The organism is Roseburia sp. AM51-8 (genome assembly GCF_003478275.1).
In the GTDB taxonomy this organism is placed as follows: domain Bacteria; phylum Bacillota; class Clostridia; order Lachnospirales; family Lachnospiraceae; genus Pararoseburia; species Pararoseburia lenta.
Genome location: NZ_QUEY01000002.1, coordinates 252300 through 266447, shown reverse-complemented (window position 1 = coordinate 266447; position 14148 = coordinate 252300). Strand labels below are relative to the sequence as shown.

Here is a 14148-nt window from a genome sequence, read left to right as displayed (position 1 = left end):
CCATAATACGCCGACTCCACAATGCCATCAGGACATAGACCACCAGACAGGCACTCATGATCAGCCTCCTGCCAGATTGCCATACAAAACGGCAAGCAGGTCTGCAGATGTCAGGCGTACATAGGCAATAATAGCAAGTGGGATCACAAGCATGACCTTCATCTCCAACTTCTTCTGCGCCATCATCGTCGTTATCTCCTCCTGTAAACTCATCTTCTCCCCTAACTTTGTGGCGGTCCTCTGAATATTTTTCCCATAGTTTCCTCCCAATCTCTTGGCAAATAAGAGGATCTCGCCAAAGGCACACGCCTCCTCCAGGTCCATCTGTTCTGCCAGCTCCATGTATGCCTGCTCTACTGCAATATTGACCTTTACTTTCTGGTTCATCTGATGCAGGGCATAGATCATGTCTTTTCCTTCCTCTCCCAACATGGCAAGTTGCCCTTCTGCCTGCAAAAAACTGTTTTCCAGTGACATGCCTGCCTGTAAAAAACCGGAAAGCAATTCCAATAACTCCTTAAAAGCTCTGTTCTTCCTTTGCCCTTCTTTCGCCTGTTTTTCCTCCCGATAAATACGGCTGGACAAAAGATATACCACTGGAAACCAGAGTAAGCCGTACCATGCATTGTAGAAGATCCACGCCACAAGCAGGGTCAGAAGAACAGCGATACTCACTTCCACCAAGGGCTTTTTTCTTTCACCTGTCCTACAGATCGTCTGTACTTTTGATCTCTTTGCATTTTGTTTTTGAGTATCCATGCGCCCTTCACCTTCTCTCCACTCCCCTTTTCCTCAAAAGAGAAAATCGGCTGTAACTGTATTTCCCCCTGCTCGACTCCCAGCACCTCGACGATCTCCCGCACCTTGCGGCTGCCATCACGCATACGCTCCAAATGAATGATCAGATCCACCCCCGAAGCGATCTGCGAACGCAATGCCACCAGCGGTATCTCGCCTGCCCCCAGTGCCATAGTTTCCAATCGGCTCAACATATCCTTTGCCGAATTTGCATGCCCGGTCGAAAAACTTCCGTCATGCCCGGTATTAAATGCCTGCAACATTTCGATGGCTTCCACACCGCGGCACTCCCCCACAACAATGCGATCCGGGCGCATACGAAGCGAAGTCCTGACCAGGTCGCGAATAGAGACCTGTAGTTTTCCTTCCATGGTGGCATCCCTCGCCTCCAGACGAACCAGATTGGGAACCGACGACATTTGCAATTCTGCCGAATCCTCTATGGTGATAACGCGCTGATCCTTTGGGATAAATTCGGACATGGCATTTAAAAAGGTTGTCTTGCCCGAACCTGTTCCTCCCGATACAAAAATGTTGTATCCGCTCTGCACCAGTTGACAGATAAAGTCTGCTGCTTCCTGTGATAAAGCCTGCCAGGCGATCAACTTTTCCATCGTGATCTGCTCTTTTGGGAATTTTCGGATGGAAAGGACACTATGATCGACCGCGATCGGTGCCAGGACCATATTCACGCGCGATCCGTCTGCCAGTCTGGTATCTACAATCGGATGTGATGTATTCGCCATTTTATTGTTGGCAGACGCGATCCGCTGGATCACATCATCCAACTTCTCGTTGGAAGAAAAATGATACTTGGTCTCCTCCAGGCAGCCATTTCTTTCAATAAAGATCTGATCCGGCCCGTTTACCATGATCTCCGTGATCGTATCATCTGCCAACAGGTCTTCCAGAACATCCAGACGACGCAGGCCGTAAAAGATCCGGTGTTCCAATTCCATGCGATAGGCTATGGATAGATATTCCCCCTTTCCAACATCACAGATTTTCTGCCGAATGATGCCTAAGAGTTCCTCATCTGAAATCTCCCGCGTCATATCCAGATCCCGTAAGATCTCCTCCTGTATGCGTTTTTCAACCGATGCCATAAGCCAGTCCCTGTGCCATGACACCCTGGCGAATCATCCGACGTACAAACATGCCAAGATTGCCCTGGATGAGTTCTTCCACCGCATAGGTACCATCTACCAGATTACCTGCGGACATAGGAAGCAGGACCTCATGTACCTGCACTCCCGTGTAATGGTTCTCGGCGTATTCTACAAATTTTCCCTGACTCATCCGGTAGTAGTCTCCGGGTTTTCCCAGAACGATCAGTTCCTGACAGCCCGATATGATTTCCTGAAAGCCTCGGATAGTCCTGCCAAACAACAGCACCACCGTATCATAATCACTTGCCATCAACTGCTGAAAAAACGCCACCCAGGTTTCCTTTTCCACATCCGCCATTTCCTCCGGTCCTGCAAACGGACTGACATAATCCACCCCCATAAAACAGTTGGTATAGGCTCTAATGTCCTCGCCGCCCGCCTCCTGTCGGGTCATCAGATAAAGCAGATCGACAAAACTCCGGTTTCCCTGTTGCTTTGTCAGCATCTGTAAAATGCTAAGTTCCTCCATGTCTAAAAATAAGACCTTGCCACTCTCCCGATAGACCTGTGCTAAGGACAAAGCAAACGGTAATTGCAGTTCGTGTGAGATTGGTGAATAGATCCCGATAAACTGTGTCTTTTCCTTTCCGGCGCGGTGCCACCAACTGCTTGTCTCTTTCTGTTGCAGGCGCTTTAACATTTCTTCCACGATCTCCATAGATTGATATTTATAGACCATAGGCAGATGCTCATATTCGCTTGCAATGATCTCGTCACACAGATAAAACTTTTCGTGCACCATTTCTTTGCCGGAAAACTCTAAGACACTTAGGAAATCCTTGCTCAAAATGCCTATAGAATACACTGCCTCGCTTGCCAGGAACGCTTCCTCCGATGTAAACGAGACGATCGTCACATCCGAAAGACATTCCATCAGGTATGCCGCAAAGGCACGCACATATGCTTCATCGCTGTCACATACAACAATACTTTGTTTTGTCACTTTAACCCCTCCCTCAATAGACATCCTACCAATGCAAAAAAAATGCAGATGGTAAAATGCAGTTTTTCTCCTCTTTCTGTGAAATAAGCGGAATTTTGCTTGTAGAGCAGGACTTGGCATAAGCCGGCGTACATTCCATACATACGGCCTTTCAGTTGTCCTCTCAGAATCCATCGGCAAAGCCTATGACGGCACCGATGATCAAAGAATAGATGATGACTGATAGCGCAAGACGACTTCCGAGTATAACCGATAATGCTGCAAAGCATTTGATATCCCCGGCACCCAGTCCCCGGATCAGATAGATCGGATACAAAAGTGCCACCGGCCAGATCAAGCGTATCAGAAATAGAACTACTCCCCCAGATCTTATCCCCATAAGCGAAAGCATGACGCCCGCTAAAATACCAAGTACGATCAACCCATTGGGTACACGCGTGGTCTTAAGATCTGTGCAGACCGCCGCGCATGAAAATACTATGGCTACTCCCCATGCAATAATTTTGGCTCACCTCCCCTTCCTTGCCCACAATTATTACACGATAAATCCCCTTCTGTCCATGATCTCTGCGATTTGTTTGATATTTGTCGAATTCTTACAAACTTTTTCACCTGTCTTTAAGCATATGCTCCAAAAGCCCCTGTTTTTCTACAGGTGTGGCGTGCATTTTTTGTATAGTTTAGCCACGCATCTGATTTTGCATAGGCAGATACCCTTACTTTTTGCATTTTGGGCAAATCCCAAAAATAACGAATTTTCTCATGTATGTATAAATTTAACATTCTGACTCATACTTTGTAATAAAGAGTAAAGGGATAGAAAGTGAGGTTATTTTATGCGATTACTTACCCATACAAAAAAGACAGACCCGCAGGTCCGCCTTCTTCTCGATGATCTGACTCAGACACAGCACGACCTTGCCAATGCATACTCCAATTTAGAGTACATGACAGATCCCGATCTGATCGATTACTATATTTATCAGGTAAAAGCCGTACAGATGCGGCATAAATTTCTCTTGACTAAGGTAAAACAGTTAAATCTCTAAATCTTTGCATAGCACACCCAAAAAGAGCCTAGGTGACCCAACGATCACTTAGGCTCTTTTCCTATCTTTTATGCGAAAAAACCGCGGTTGCTTTCCATAGCCCCCATGGACTCATTCAACTGTCCCTTACCATAGGTAAGTCCTGCCGTCACCTGCTGGGCATTTCCCATCATAGGTCCGCTGGCATCCTGTTTTGCCACCCGGACAAAGGATTCTTCCAGATCTCGCATGATCTTCCCTGCACTTTGGATCCTTTCGACCTTCTGCTCATACATGGCTTTCGCCAACTGTCTCTCCACGAAATCATAAAGTGCATACAGGGAATAGGAAATCTTATAAGAAAAATCTAAGGCATCCTTTAAGTGTCTGACCACCTGTCCGCATTGGCGCAAAGCCTTGGTATAAGTATCTCCTGCCTCTTTTCCTTCCCCTGTCAGAGCCTCAATTGCCTCTTGTTCATAGGAAAAATAGATCTCATATAATACACATATCAATTCTGAACGATTGCTCGCCACGATTTTTCTGGTAAATGTCGCGATTGTTTCTGCTGTCATACCTTATATCCTTACTGCAATAACTGAAGTGCCTGTGTTGGCAGTTCATTTGCCTGTGCCAAAACGCTGGTGCCTGCCTGCTGCAAGACATTGTACTTGGTGTACTCTGTCATTTCCTCTGCCATATCTACATCTTCGATACGGGACAGGGCAGATTCCATATTTTCCTGCGTCTCATCCAAACTGCCAACCGTATAGTCCAGGCGGTTCTCATAAGCACCGATCTGGGAACGGATCTGGCTGATCGTTGAAATGGCACTATCCAGACGATCCATGGCTTTTGACGGTCCATTTACCGTCGTCACATCAATATCGTCAATATAGAGGCTGTCCACATTAGTGGACGGAATGCGCACCTGCATGGTCTGACCTTCATTGGCACCGATCTGCAGATCCATGATGCCGATATCTGTCACTTCCAGATTGATGACACCCGTAGTGGTCGTTCCGGCTGCTGTTGTCGCGCCTGCCTCAAAGCCTGCTTCCAAAAGGAAACTCATATTAAATCCATCTGTGTTGGTGATCGTGATCTTATTGCCATCATAGGAAACGGTCGCTCTCGGATCAAAAGCACTGTTTGCTGAATCCAAAGTCACTTCTGCATTATCGCCGGTGGTCACAACGGCTTTTGCATCCGGGTTCGTCTGCGTATTTGGGATGCCTGCGCCAAAGATATCTCCATCTTTTGACTGCTGTATCAAAGAAACCGATGCATGTGATCCATAGGCTGTCGAAGTAAAGGACAATGGCTTATCGATCCGGCTGATCGTGCACTCTCCGATCTCTGCCCCATCACGCAGGGCTGTGTAGATTTCTTCTTTTGTCATCTGATCTGTGATCTTGACGGTATAGCCATTGATAGAAAGTTGTCCGTTCTTGCCAACCAGATCATCTACCTGGATTCCTGTATCATAGGTCGCATTGGTCGCTGCCTTATCTACAGTCAGACTATAGGTGCCCTCTGCCACACTGTCAGAGACATAAATTCTTGAAATATTATCACGGTTTTCTTTGTCCGCATACACTCGCGCATCCAAAGAGCCATCCAAAAGGCTCTTGGTGTTAAATTCTGTCGTCTCGGAGATTCGGTCGACCTCATCACGCAAAGATGCGATTTCCAACTGACAGGCTTCCTTTTCTTTCTGTGAGTTGGTTCCGTTGGCAGCCTGTACCGCCAATTCACGCATACGCTGTAACATATCGGTCACTTCGCCAAGTGCGCCATCCACGATCTGAATGACGGACGTACCGTCAGAAGCGTTTTGTGATGCCTGATCCAATCCGCGGATCTGGGCTTTCATCTTATTGGAGATTGCCATCCCGGACGGATTATCTGATGCATGATTCAACTTTAAGCCGGAAGAAAGTTTCTCCATAGATGAACTCAGATTGTTCTCCGTTCCGAGTAACTGCTTATTTGTGATCACTGCTGAAATATTATTATTGATCTTCATATCTGATACCTCGCTTTATCCTTTGCCAGTTCGTTTTCATCTGTCGCATCCATGCGGGGTTTAAAGCGGACAATCCTTTGTCACACTTTTTATATCGGTTATCTGCCCTGCAACTTAACCGATCCTTGCTGTTTTTTGCAGGTCCATCCTTAAGACAAAAGTTCTGCCACCTCTGCTACAAAACTCCGCGCGATCCCGTATAAGACCTTGGTCGAAACCGCGTCCTGCTCTTTTGTCACAGCAAAATCTGCGTCTTCCTTTTCATAGAAATCATCTACATTAGTCCCGGCATCCGCAGCGTAAGCAAAAGATACCGGCAGACCGGTTTCCTCACGCATAGCATTGGCTAAATATGGCATATGATCTGAAAACAGTCCGGCGATATCCTCCTTTTCAAAAGCCACATCGCCCGAGATCTGACCATTTTCATAGCGGAAACTTGCAGAGACAGCACCGCTTTCGTCCATATCCAGTGCCACATCGACCAGACCTTTCTCCTCGCTTCCACGCACGATCTTGAGGGAAAGATTGCCCAGTTTGTCTTCCACAAGGATCGGAATATTATAGGTCTCGCTCTGCTCTCCCATCTGTCCCAATGCCTGGATCTGAGTCATGACAAGTTTCATGCCACGCACATCGATCGAGGTCACATCTTTTTCCACCAGCATATTTTTCATGACCTTCTCTGCGGTTTCCTCTAATTTATGCTGGGCATCTGCCATTTCCTTTGGTGTCTTGCAGGCTTCGCCGTATTCCTCGATCAAATCTCCGATCAGATCCGAAATCTGCTTTGCGGATATATCCTGACTGTCACCGGAAGCAAATCTCTGTAAATTGCGATAGACGCTATTGCGGTCCTTAAGCATTTCCGAAATACCGCTCAGAAAAGCCGGTGTCTGTGGCAGGTCATATTTATCAAGCATCTGATAAACGGCTTCCTCGCTCTTTAATGCCTCTGCCACCTCTTGTCTGGTCTGCTCCCGCGCCATCTCCTCGACCGCTTCTTCTTCCTTAACATAAGCCGCATCCTGCCCGCTTAATGTCTCCTGCGGTGCCAGGCGCATTGCCTCAATAATATCCAGTTGGGATTTGAACTGCTCCGGTGTTAGATCCATGTAAGCGTCCTGACTTTCAAACTGCTTCATCTTGACCGGTGTCATGGTATCTTTTGCCTCATACAGGCAATTTGCCTGAAATGCCATCTCTGCCTGCTCAGTGATGGAAAGGGATGCCCGGTCAAAAGAGTCCACCTGCCCAAAGGAATCATCGACCGCATATTCCTGTCCGCTATGTTTGGTTGACCGCACTGCCGTCATGAGATTGCGCAGGGTCACATCTTTTCCCTGCATCATCAAGGCTCCGATCGCGGCACCATCGCCCGCTTCCACCTGATAGATCATACGGTAAATGCCAATGTAACTGTCGCGCTCCTCCTGACTGATGTCACCGGTCTGCTCTAATTTCCACAAAAACTTTGCATACTCATCGCTGTCCTGTCCGGTCTTGGATTCCCCTTGACCGGAAAGATCTTCCGCCAGATCGGTCAGATCTTTTACCGTCAGATCCAGCGGGTTATGCCCCTGTCGGATCATTTCCATGACACTGACCGGCTTCATCGCCCGGAACATTTTCTGCACTGCCATATCGGACTGGCGCACCTTTTGGATATTTTCTTCGGTCAGATTCATCTCATTATATGCCAGAATACGCACGGCACGGCGGTTTTCCTCGGTCAGTTCCATGCCCTGATCCTGCAAAATATCATCCACATTGGCAAATGCCTTTTGTATGGAGTCTCCCAGATCTTTTCTCGGTTCTGTCCAGACCGTCTCGTAGCGGCTCTCAGCACTTTCAAATGCAGCAGATACCTTTCCCGCCTCTGCGCTCACCTGGCGCAGGGTCATTTCCTCCACTGCCGGTATCTGCGCTAAGAATGCTGCCGGTGCACTGCCAAACGTCTCCTGTGCCTCTCTGTAATCCTGATAAACGGCAACATTCTCCGCTGTCTGCTCCGGATCATCCACGGAAAGCATCTGCTTTACATATTCTTCTTCCAAAGACTTGAGGGCATCTACCGTCTCCTCGATCGACATGATATCCATCGCAATGCCCTTTTTCAAAAGACTGTAATTCGCCTCCACACTCATCAGAAGCCTTGCTTCCTGCATCTGTCTCGTGCTTGTGATCGCATCCAGTTCTTTCATCTGTTTCGCATACAGATCTTTTGCCTGCCCCATCAGACTGTAGTCCGATAAAAGCATGGCATCCCCCGGCTCCTTGCCTTCTGCTACGGCATCTGCGATCTGTTCTGCTGTAGCGCCGCTCTCCTGATCCAAAGGCAGTTCTAACAACTTTGCCATATAGGTCAGATTTTCTGTAGTGACCGGGATCTGATTTTTGATCAGATAATTGCAATAAGTCAGGTTTTCATCGGAAGCCTCCATGCCTGCATCCGTAAGCATGGTCTCCAACTGGGCTTGCAGATCTTTTGGCAAAGCCTCCATATCGTCTGCCACCCCACTTTCCGTTCCACCGGAAAAATACGCCTGATAGACATGATCAATAGTCGGAGACAAGTCATTTTTTAACATATAGCAGGCAGCCCCCAAGGACAGCTGGCCATCCATCTCCTGCGTCTTGGTCATTGCGATCTGTCCTGCCGCAAGCGTATCCTCCTCCACCGGAAGATCGGAATTTTCCAGCGCATATTCCAACTGGACTTTTTGTCCCGCACTGTCACTCATAGCCTCCAACTTGGCATCCGAAATACCGCCCATCCGGGAAATATCCGCACCGCCTTTTGCCATAGCAACCTTAATACGATCTGTCACGGTCACAATGGTGTGTGCTTCCATATGCATAGGAGAAAATCCCTCCTCCTGCATTTTTTCGTAGTCCTTGTCCGAAGTCGTCTGGGCATAGACTGCCATCTGGTTATGTAAAAGACTGGCATCCGTTCCCTGTGCCAACTGTTCTTCCATTTTCTCTGCCATAGTCTTTTCTTTCAGATCATTTTTATTGTAAAAAGGGTTATTGACCGAGATACTGCGCAATTTTTCCTTAGCGATCTTTTGCTCACTTTGCGCGGCATCTGTGGTAGTCGCTTTTCCATCAACCTTTCCTACCTGCTCTATGATGTCTTTTCTTCCAATCTGCTCCAGTTGCATGCACTGCCTCCTTTATCTGTTGTATTATATTTCGGTCGTCTGTGGGTAAAACTTGACCTTTTAAGGCAGGAGCAATTTATCTCCGGCACAAATATGATCTCCGTTTTCGATATTATTTTTTTGACAGATCTGGCTGACCATATCTTCTGTTCCGTAGACTTTTCTGCTGATATCCGTCAACTTATCTCCCTGTTCTACAATATAATAGCCCTGCTGCAGATATACGTTCGTCGTTGTGCTGTTATTTGCCTCGGCAGAAGCACTTGCCGTCGCGTTTTCGGTCGTTTGACTCCCCCCGCTATCGTCCTGTGCCTCCTGCGATTCATCCGCTTTTGCCAGTTCCTCTGCTCCCTTGCTGATGGTCTCCTCTATCATCTGGCTGCTGGCATCATCACTACTGCCACCCAGTGACGCGACCGTCTTTTGCATCTCGTTTAACTTGGTATAATTTTGAAAGAGTACGCCGGACAGCAGGATCATAACGACCAGGGCAACCGATACCGCCACTTTAGACATCTGGCTTTTTCCGCTTCCCCTGCGGTCATTCATATAAGACCGATACCTCGCCAGTGCCTCTCGATCCTGCCGGATTTCCTCGTCATATCGCTTCTCGTCATGCAAAAGGAAACGATCCATTTCATCCAGATCTGCCCGCTTTGCCATCTGCTCTTTTTTCCATGATACTCACTGAGATAGGTACTCATCAGGGTATTCTTTTCATAGTAGACAAAAAATCCGCTTACCTCCTCCATGATACCATGGCGATCCATGTAAAGTTTTTCCCATTCTCCATAGGCATCATACAATAGGACATTGCCATGATCCCCCGGAAAATGACGGCTACAGATCTTTTGGATGTCCTCCATCCGGGTCGGCTCGCCCAGGCACTGCATTGCCCAACCTAAGATACTCCACTGGGGGAAATAATTTCTGACCTGCCGGTATATCCGATCCCAGATATCCTCGGAAAAGACCGGCATACCGCCTCCGAAACTGATCTGTTCCAGTTCCATAGCGCCTTTTATGTATAAATTGGGCTGCTGCCCTCCCTGACGGATCTCTCCTAGCAAAATAAAAGCATACCGTTTCTTCTGGCGACTGCTTCCATGTAAAAAACGATACACATAATCTTCCACGTACACGCGGGCATCTTTGGGCAAAGTTCCGATCTGTCTTACATTTCTTGGTTCCTCAACTACTTTTTCTACGGGTGTGGGTTCTTTTACTATTTCTATCATAACGGTCTCCTTTTTTCTTCACGCTACCACACCCCCGCGAAGAAAAATGTAGAAATTACACAAAAAAATCACCGGGATTTCTCCCGATGATCTTATAACTCTGTTCTGCCTTCCAGCGCACGTAGCAGGGTCACTTCATCAATGTACTCCAGATCGCCCCCTACAGGAACACCGCTCGCGATACGCGATACCTTGATGCCTGTCGGCTTGATCAGTTTGCTGATATACATTGCTGTCGTCTCGCCCTCCAGACTGGAATTGGTTGCTATGATAACTTCATCTACATCTCCCTGCAGACGCTGCATCAATTCTTTTAACTTGATGTCTGCCGGTCCGATCCCCTGCATAGGTGATATGGCACCATGCAGGACATGATAAACGCCCTCGTATTTACCGGTCTTTTCATATGCCGCCAGATCCTTGGTATCCTCTACGACCATGATCACCTTTTGATCTCTGGCAGGATTGCTACAGATCGGACAGATCTCATCATCTGTCAGCGTATAGCACTGCTTACAGTAGTGGACACCCTTTCGGGCACTGACCATGGCATTTGCCAGATCTTCTACTTCTTCTGTAGGCATATCAAGAATATGAAAGGCCAGACGCTGCGCCGACTTTGCACCAATGCCCGGCAATGTAGATAACTCTGCGATCAGTTTTGTGATCTGCTTGCTATAATAATCCATGTACTCTGCTTAGAATGGTAATCCGCCACCCATGCCTCCGGTTATTTTCGACATCTGTGTCTGTGCCTTTTCGTCCATCTGACGAAGTGCCTCATTGGTCGCTGCCATGATCAGATCTTCCAGGGTCTCGATATCATCCGGATCTACGACTTCCTCGGATAACTTGATCTTTGTGATCTCCTTCTTGCCGGAAACTGTCACTTCTACGACACCGCCACCTGCGGTTGCTGTCAGTTCTTCTTCCTCTAATGCCTTAGATGCTTCTTCCATCTGACGCTGCATCTTCTGCGCCTGTTTCATAAGGTTGTTCATATTACCCATGCCACCACCGCCTGGGAATCCTCCACCTCTTCTTGCCATTTAAAAGTCCTCCTCTTCAATTTCAATATTTGCGACCTTTGCAAAATAATCTACCGCATTGGTATATAACTGGCTGCTTGCCGCACCTGATGTATTGACTTTCACAACGATCGGCACATGTTTACCGATCGCTTCTTCCACCATAGCCTCTAGATCTGCCATCGTATCTTCGCTGGCTAAGATCGAACTATTGATACTCTTGGCTCCTGGTGGCTCGTCATAGACGAGCATAAGTTGATTTTGCTCATTGACCGTCGGATAAGCACTTAAAAGTGCCTGCCGCAAAAGTCCGCTGGAACCGGAAACGATCTGTTTCCACTCACGGCACAATTTCTGCACTTCTTCCGGCATAGCATCCGGCAGATCTTTTTTCTGCACGGCAGATGCTCCTGCCCCAGATAGCCCCGGATTAACGGTTCCTGCGCTTGCCTGCTGCACCATGACTGGAACGCCCTCCTCGATCTTGTGCTCTACCACATCCAAACGATCTACGATCGCCTCGTAATCCTGTTCCATCTGCGGTCGGCACAATTTGATCAGTGCGATCTCGATCAACACACGTTTCTGTGATGACTGGCGTATCTGGTTGGACAGTTCCGAGAAAATACGGACATAACGCATCAGCGTCTCATCCCCTACCATAGCTGCCTCTTCCTTTAATAATGCCATATGTTCACTGGAAACTTCAAGCACATCTTCCATATTTGTATCGCTTTTTACCAACATAAGATTGCGCATATACCAGGTAAATTCGATAACGAACTGGTTTAGATCCCTGCCCTGTACGACCATCTCTTCCAAGACACCGATCGCACCTGTGACATCATGCTGTAAGACATGGCGGAGCAGTTGGCTAAAGATCTCATTATCCACAGCCCCCAGCACCTGCAATACCTTATCATAGGTCAGGTTTTCGCCCAGATAAAAAGCGATACACTGGTCTAAAAGACTTAGGGCATCACGCATAGAACCGTCTGCCGCCTTTGCCACATAGCGCAATGCCTTATCCTCTACAGAGATATTCTCCTTGACCATCAGCTCCTGCAAACGTCCTGCAATAGTATCAATGGAGATCCGCCGGAAATCATAACGCTGACAGCGGGATAAGATCGTGATCGGAATCATATGCACTTCTGTTGTTGCCAGAATAAAGATCACATATGCCGGTGGCTCCTCCAAAGTCTTTAAAAGAGCCGCAAAAGCACTTGCAGAAAGCATATGTACCTCATCGATGATATAGACTTTGTACTTGCCCTCTGTCGGTGAATATGCCACTTCTTCTACGATATCTCGGATATTTGACACACTGTTGTTGGAAGCCGCATCGATCTCAAATACGTTCATGCTGCTGCCTTCCGCGATACGTTTACAGGTCTCACATTCATTGCAGGGACTGCCATCCACCGGATGCTCACAGTTGACTGCCTTTGCCAGGATCTTTGCCACCGTCGTTTTACCGGTTCCTCTCGTCCCGGTAAAGAGATAGGCATGCCCCAGCCGATTGGCTTTGACCTGATTTTTTAAGGCTGTCACAATATGATCCTGCCCCTTTACATCCTCAAAATCCTGTGGTCTGAATTTACGATATAATGCCGTATAAGACATCCTCTACACCTCTTACTTCCTAATCACCAAAACTGATGCCGATCCGCTTTGCTTCCTGAATCATCTGGCAGTCAGGATCTACCATCTTAAGTTTGCCCGCCACATCTTCCAGCGGAACACGCTTTGTCTGCCCATCAATCATAGCGATCATATAGCCATAATCTTTTTCCAGGATCGCCTGAGCTGCCGCAGATCCCAGTCTCGTACAAAGCACCCGGTCATACGGACAAGGACTGCCGCCCCGCTGTGTATGTCCCGGCACTGTCACCCTTGCCTCTGAACCGGTACGGTCTCCGATCAGTTTGGCGATCTCATAAGAAACGGACGGATATGGTGAATTTTCTCTCTTTTTCTTCCATTCCTTTTTGGAAAGTGCTGCATCCTCCTTGGAGATCGCGCCTTCCGCTACCGCTAAGATCGTAAAGCCCTTGCCTGCCTGATGGCGTTTATCGATCGCCTCGATCACCTTATCAATATCATATGGGATCTCCGGTAACAAAATAATATCTGCCCCGGATGCCACACCGGCATAAAGGGTCAGCCAGCCGACCTTATGTCCCATAACCTCCACGATAAAGACACGGTTGTGGGAAGCCGCGGTGGTATGAATACAGTCGATCGCATTGCAGGCGACATTGATGGCACTCTGAAATCCAAAGGTCACATCCGTTCCATAGATGTCATTGTCAATGGTCTTTGGAAGATGGATCACATTCAGCCCTTCCTCACGCAAAAGATTGGCTGTCTTTTGTGTACCATTACCCCCCAGAATGACCAGACAATCCAGATTGAGTTTATAGTAAGTCTCTTTCATTGCCTCGACCTTATCCAGACCATTCTCATCCGGAATCCGCATCTGTTTGAAAGGCTGTCTGGATGATCCTAAGATCGTTCCTCCCACCGTAAGGATACCTGAAAAATCCTTGCTTGACAGCAGGCGGTAATTTCCATAGATCAAGCCCTTGTAGCCATCATAGAAGCCATATACTTCCAAGTCTTTGTCGTTCTCACTGAGTCCCTTGACCACACCTCGCATTGCGGCATTGAGTGCCTGGCAGTCGCCACCGCTCGTCAACATTCCAATTTTCATTCGTACCCCATCCTTTCTTTTTGATCTGTCTG

At 47.7% G+C, this 14148-nt stretch carries 14 protein-coding genes; 1 reads left to right on the top strand and 13 read right to left on the bottom strand.

Features of this window, described 5'->3' with window-relative positions; genetic code table 11:
- Window positions 1-60 precede the first annotated feature (60 nt).
- The 4 genes from DW996_RS04985 to DW996_RS04970 all read right to left on the bottom strand — a co-directional run bounded on the left by DW996_RS04985 (window position 61) and on the right by DW996_RS04970 (window position 3391).
- On the bottom strand, window positions 61-684 hold the full coding sequence (locus DW996_RS04985) for a type II secretion system F family protein (RefSeq protein ID WP_158575208.1): 624 nt from the start codon (window positions 682-684) through the stop codon (window positions 61-63).
- Window positions 672-1904: a CpaF family protein gene (locus DW996_RS04980; protein WP_118280469.1), complete on the bottom strand. Its 1233-nt coding sequence runs from the start codon at window positions 1902-1904 to the stop codon at window positions 672-674. The genes DW996_RS04985 and DW996_RS04980 overlap by 13 nt, the downstream gene beginning before the upstream one ends.
- Window positions 1891-2910: a hypothetical protein gene (locus DW996_RS04975; protein ID WP_118280470.1), complete on the bottom strand. Its 1020-nt coding sequence runs from the start codon at window positions 2908-2910 to the stop codon at window positions 1891-1893. Before DW996_RS04975 ends, DW996_RS04980 begins: the two co-directional genes overlap by 14 nt.
- 163 nt (window positions 2911-3073) lie before the next feature.
- Window positions 3074-3391, bottom strand: a complete 318-nt coding sequence (locus DW996_RS04970; RefSeq protein ID WP_243098695.1) for a prepilin peptidase — start codon at window positions 3389-3391, stop codon at window positions 3074-3076.
- Between the two features lie 355 nt (window positions 3392-3746).
- On the opposite strand from DW996_RS04970, the gene DW996_RS04965 reads away from it, so the two are divergent.
- Entirely contained in the window at window positions 3747-3959 is a 213-nt protein-coding gene (locus DW996_RS04965) for a DUF2508 family protein (RefSeq protein ID WP_118280473.1), read from the top strand.
- 68 nt (window positions 3960-4027) lie between these two features.
- Here the strand turns inward: DW996_RS04965 and DW996_RS04960 are convergent, their stop codons facing one another.
- The 9 genes from DW996_RS04960 to DW996_RS04920 all read right to left on the bottom strand — a co-directional run bounded on the left by DW996_RS04960 (window position 4028) and on the right by DW996_RS04920 (window position 14116).
- Complete coding sequence (locus tag DW996_RS04960; protein WP_118535038.1) at window positions 4028-4513, bottom strand: flagellar protein FliS; 486 nt, start codon at window positions 4511-4513, stop codon at window positions 4028-4030.
- Between the two features lie 11 nt (window positions 4514-4524).
- Window positions 4525-5967 carry a flagellin N-terminal helical domain-containing protein gene (locus tag DW996_RS04955; RefSeq protein WP_118535037.1) on the bottom strand — a complete coding sequence of 481 codons (1443 nt, stop codon included), beginning with the start codon at window positions 5965-5967 and terminating at the stop codon, window positions 4525-4527.
- A 149-nt stretch (window positions 5968-6116) separates the two neighbouring features.
- On the bottom strand, window positions 6117-9134 hold the full coding sequence (locus DW996_RS04950; RefSeq protein ID WP_118535036.1) for a DUF6240 domain-containing protein: 3018 nt from the start codon (window positions 9132-9134) through the stop codon (window positions 6117-6119).
- 60 nt (window positions 9135-9194) lie between these two features.
- Window positions 9195-9797: a LysM peptidoglycan-binding domain-containing protein gene (locus DW996_RS04945; RefSeq protein WP_147403527.1), complete on the bottom strand. Its 603-nt coding sequence runs from the start codon at window positions 9795-9797 to the stop codon at window positions 9195-9197.
- On the bottom strand, window positions 9680-10372 hold the full coding sequence (locus DW996_RS04940) for a hypothetical protein (RefSeq protein ID WP_118535034.1): 693 nt from the start codon (window positions 10370-10372) through the stop codon (window positions 9680-9682). The genes DW996_RS04945 and DW996_RS04940 overlap by 118 nt, the downstream gene beginning before the upstream one ends.
- Before the next feature lie 92 nt (window positions 10373-10464).
- Complete coding sequence (recR, locus tag DW996_RS04935) at window positions 10465-11061, bottom strand: recombination mediator RecR (protein WP_118280478.1); 597 nt, start codon at window positions 11059-11061, stop codon at window positions 10465-10467.
- Window positions 11062-11070: 9 nt separating this feature from the next.
- Window positions 11071-11421, bottom strand: coding sequence for a YbaB/EbfC family nucleoid-associated protein (locus DW996_RS04930; RefSeq protein ID WP_118280479.1), 351 nt, complete (start codon window positions 11419-11421; stop codon window positions 11071-11073).
- Entirely contained in the window at window positions 11422-13026 is a 1605-nt protein-coding gene (gene dnaX, locus DW996_RS04925) for a DNA polymerase III subunit gamma/tau (protein ID WP_118535033.1), read from the bottom strand.
- A gap of 19 nt (window positions 13027-13045) precedes the next feature.
- Window positions 13046-14116 (bottom strand): 6-phosphofructokinase, encoded by a 1071-nt coding sequence (locus DW996_RS04920; protein ID WP_118280481.1) that lies wholly within the window; start codon window positions 14114-14116, stop codon window positions 13046-13048.
- Window positions 14117-14148 lie beyond the last annotated feature (32 nt).

Coding starts and splice junctions, on each gene's coding strand:
- dnaX (WP_118535033.1), bottom strand. CDS start 13,026: ATGTCTTATACGGCATTATATCGTAAATTCAGACCACAGGATTTTGAG.
- DW996_RS04965 (WP_118280473.1), top strand. CDS start 3,747: ATGCGATTACTTACCCATACAAAAAAGACAGACCCGCAGGTCCGCCTT.
- DW996_RS04950 (WP_118535036.1), bottom strand. CDS start 9,134: ATGCAACTGGAGCAGATTGGAAGAAAAGACATCATAGAGCAGGTAGGA.
- DW996_RS04980 (WP_118280469.1), bottom strand. CDS start 1,904: ATGGCATCGGTTGAAAAACGCATACAGGAGGAGATCTTACGGGATCTG.
- DW996_RS04940 (WP_118535034.1), bottom strand. CDS start 10,372: ATGATAGAAATAGTAAAAGAACCCACACCCGTAGAAAAAGTAGTTGAG.
- DW996_RS04920 (WP_118280481.1), bottom strand. CDS start 14,116: ATGAAAATTGGAATGTTGACGAGCGGTGGCGACTGCCAGGCACTCAAT.
- DW996_RS04955 (WP_118535037.1), bottom strand. CDS start 5,967: ATGAAGATCAATAATAATATTTCAGCAGTGATCACAAATAAGCAGTTA.
- DW996_RS04945 (WP_147403527.1), bottom strand. CDS start 9,797: ATGGCAAAGCGGGCAGATCTGGATGAAATGGATCGTTTCCTTTTGCAT.
- DW996_RS04930 (WP_118280479.1), bottom strand. CDS start 11,421: ATGGCAAGAAGAGGTGGAGGATTCCCAGGCGGTGGTGGCATGGGTAAT.
- DW996_RS04960 (WP_118535038.1), bottom strand. CDS start 4,513: ATGACAGCAGAAACAATCGCGACATTTACCAGAAAAATCGTGGCGAGC.
- recR (WP_118280478.1), bottom strand. CDS start 11,061: ATGGATTATTATAGCAAGCAGATCACAAAACTGATCGCAGAGTTATCT.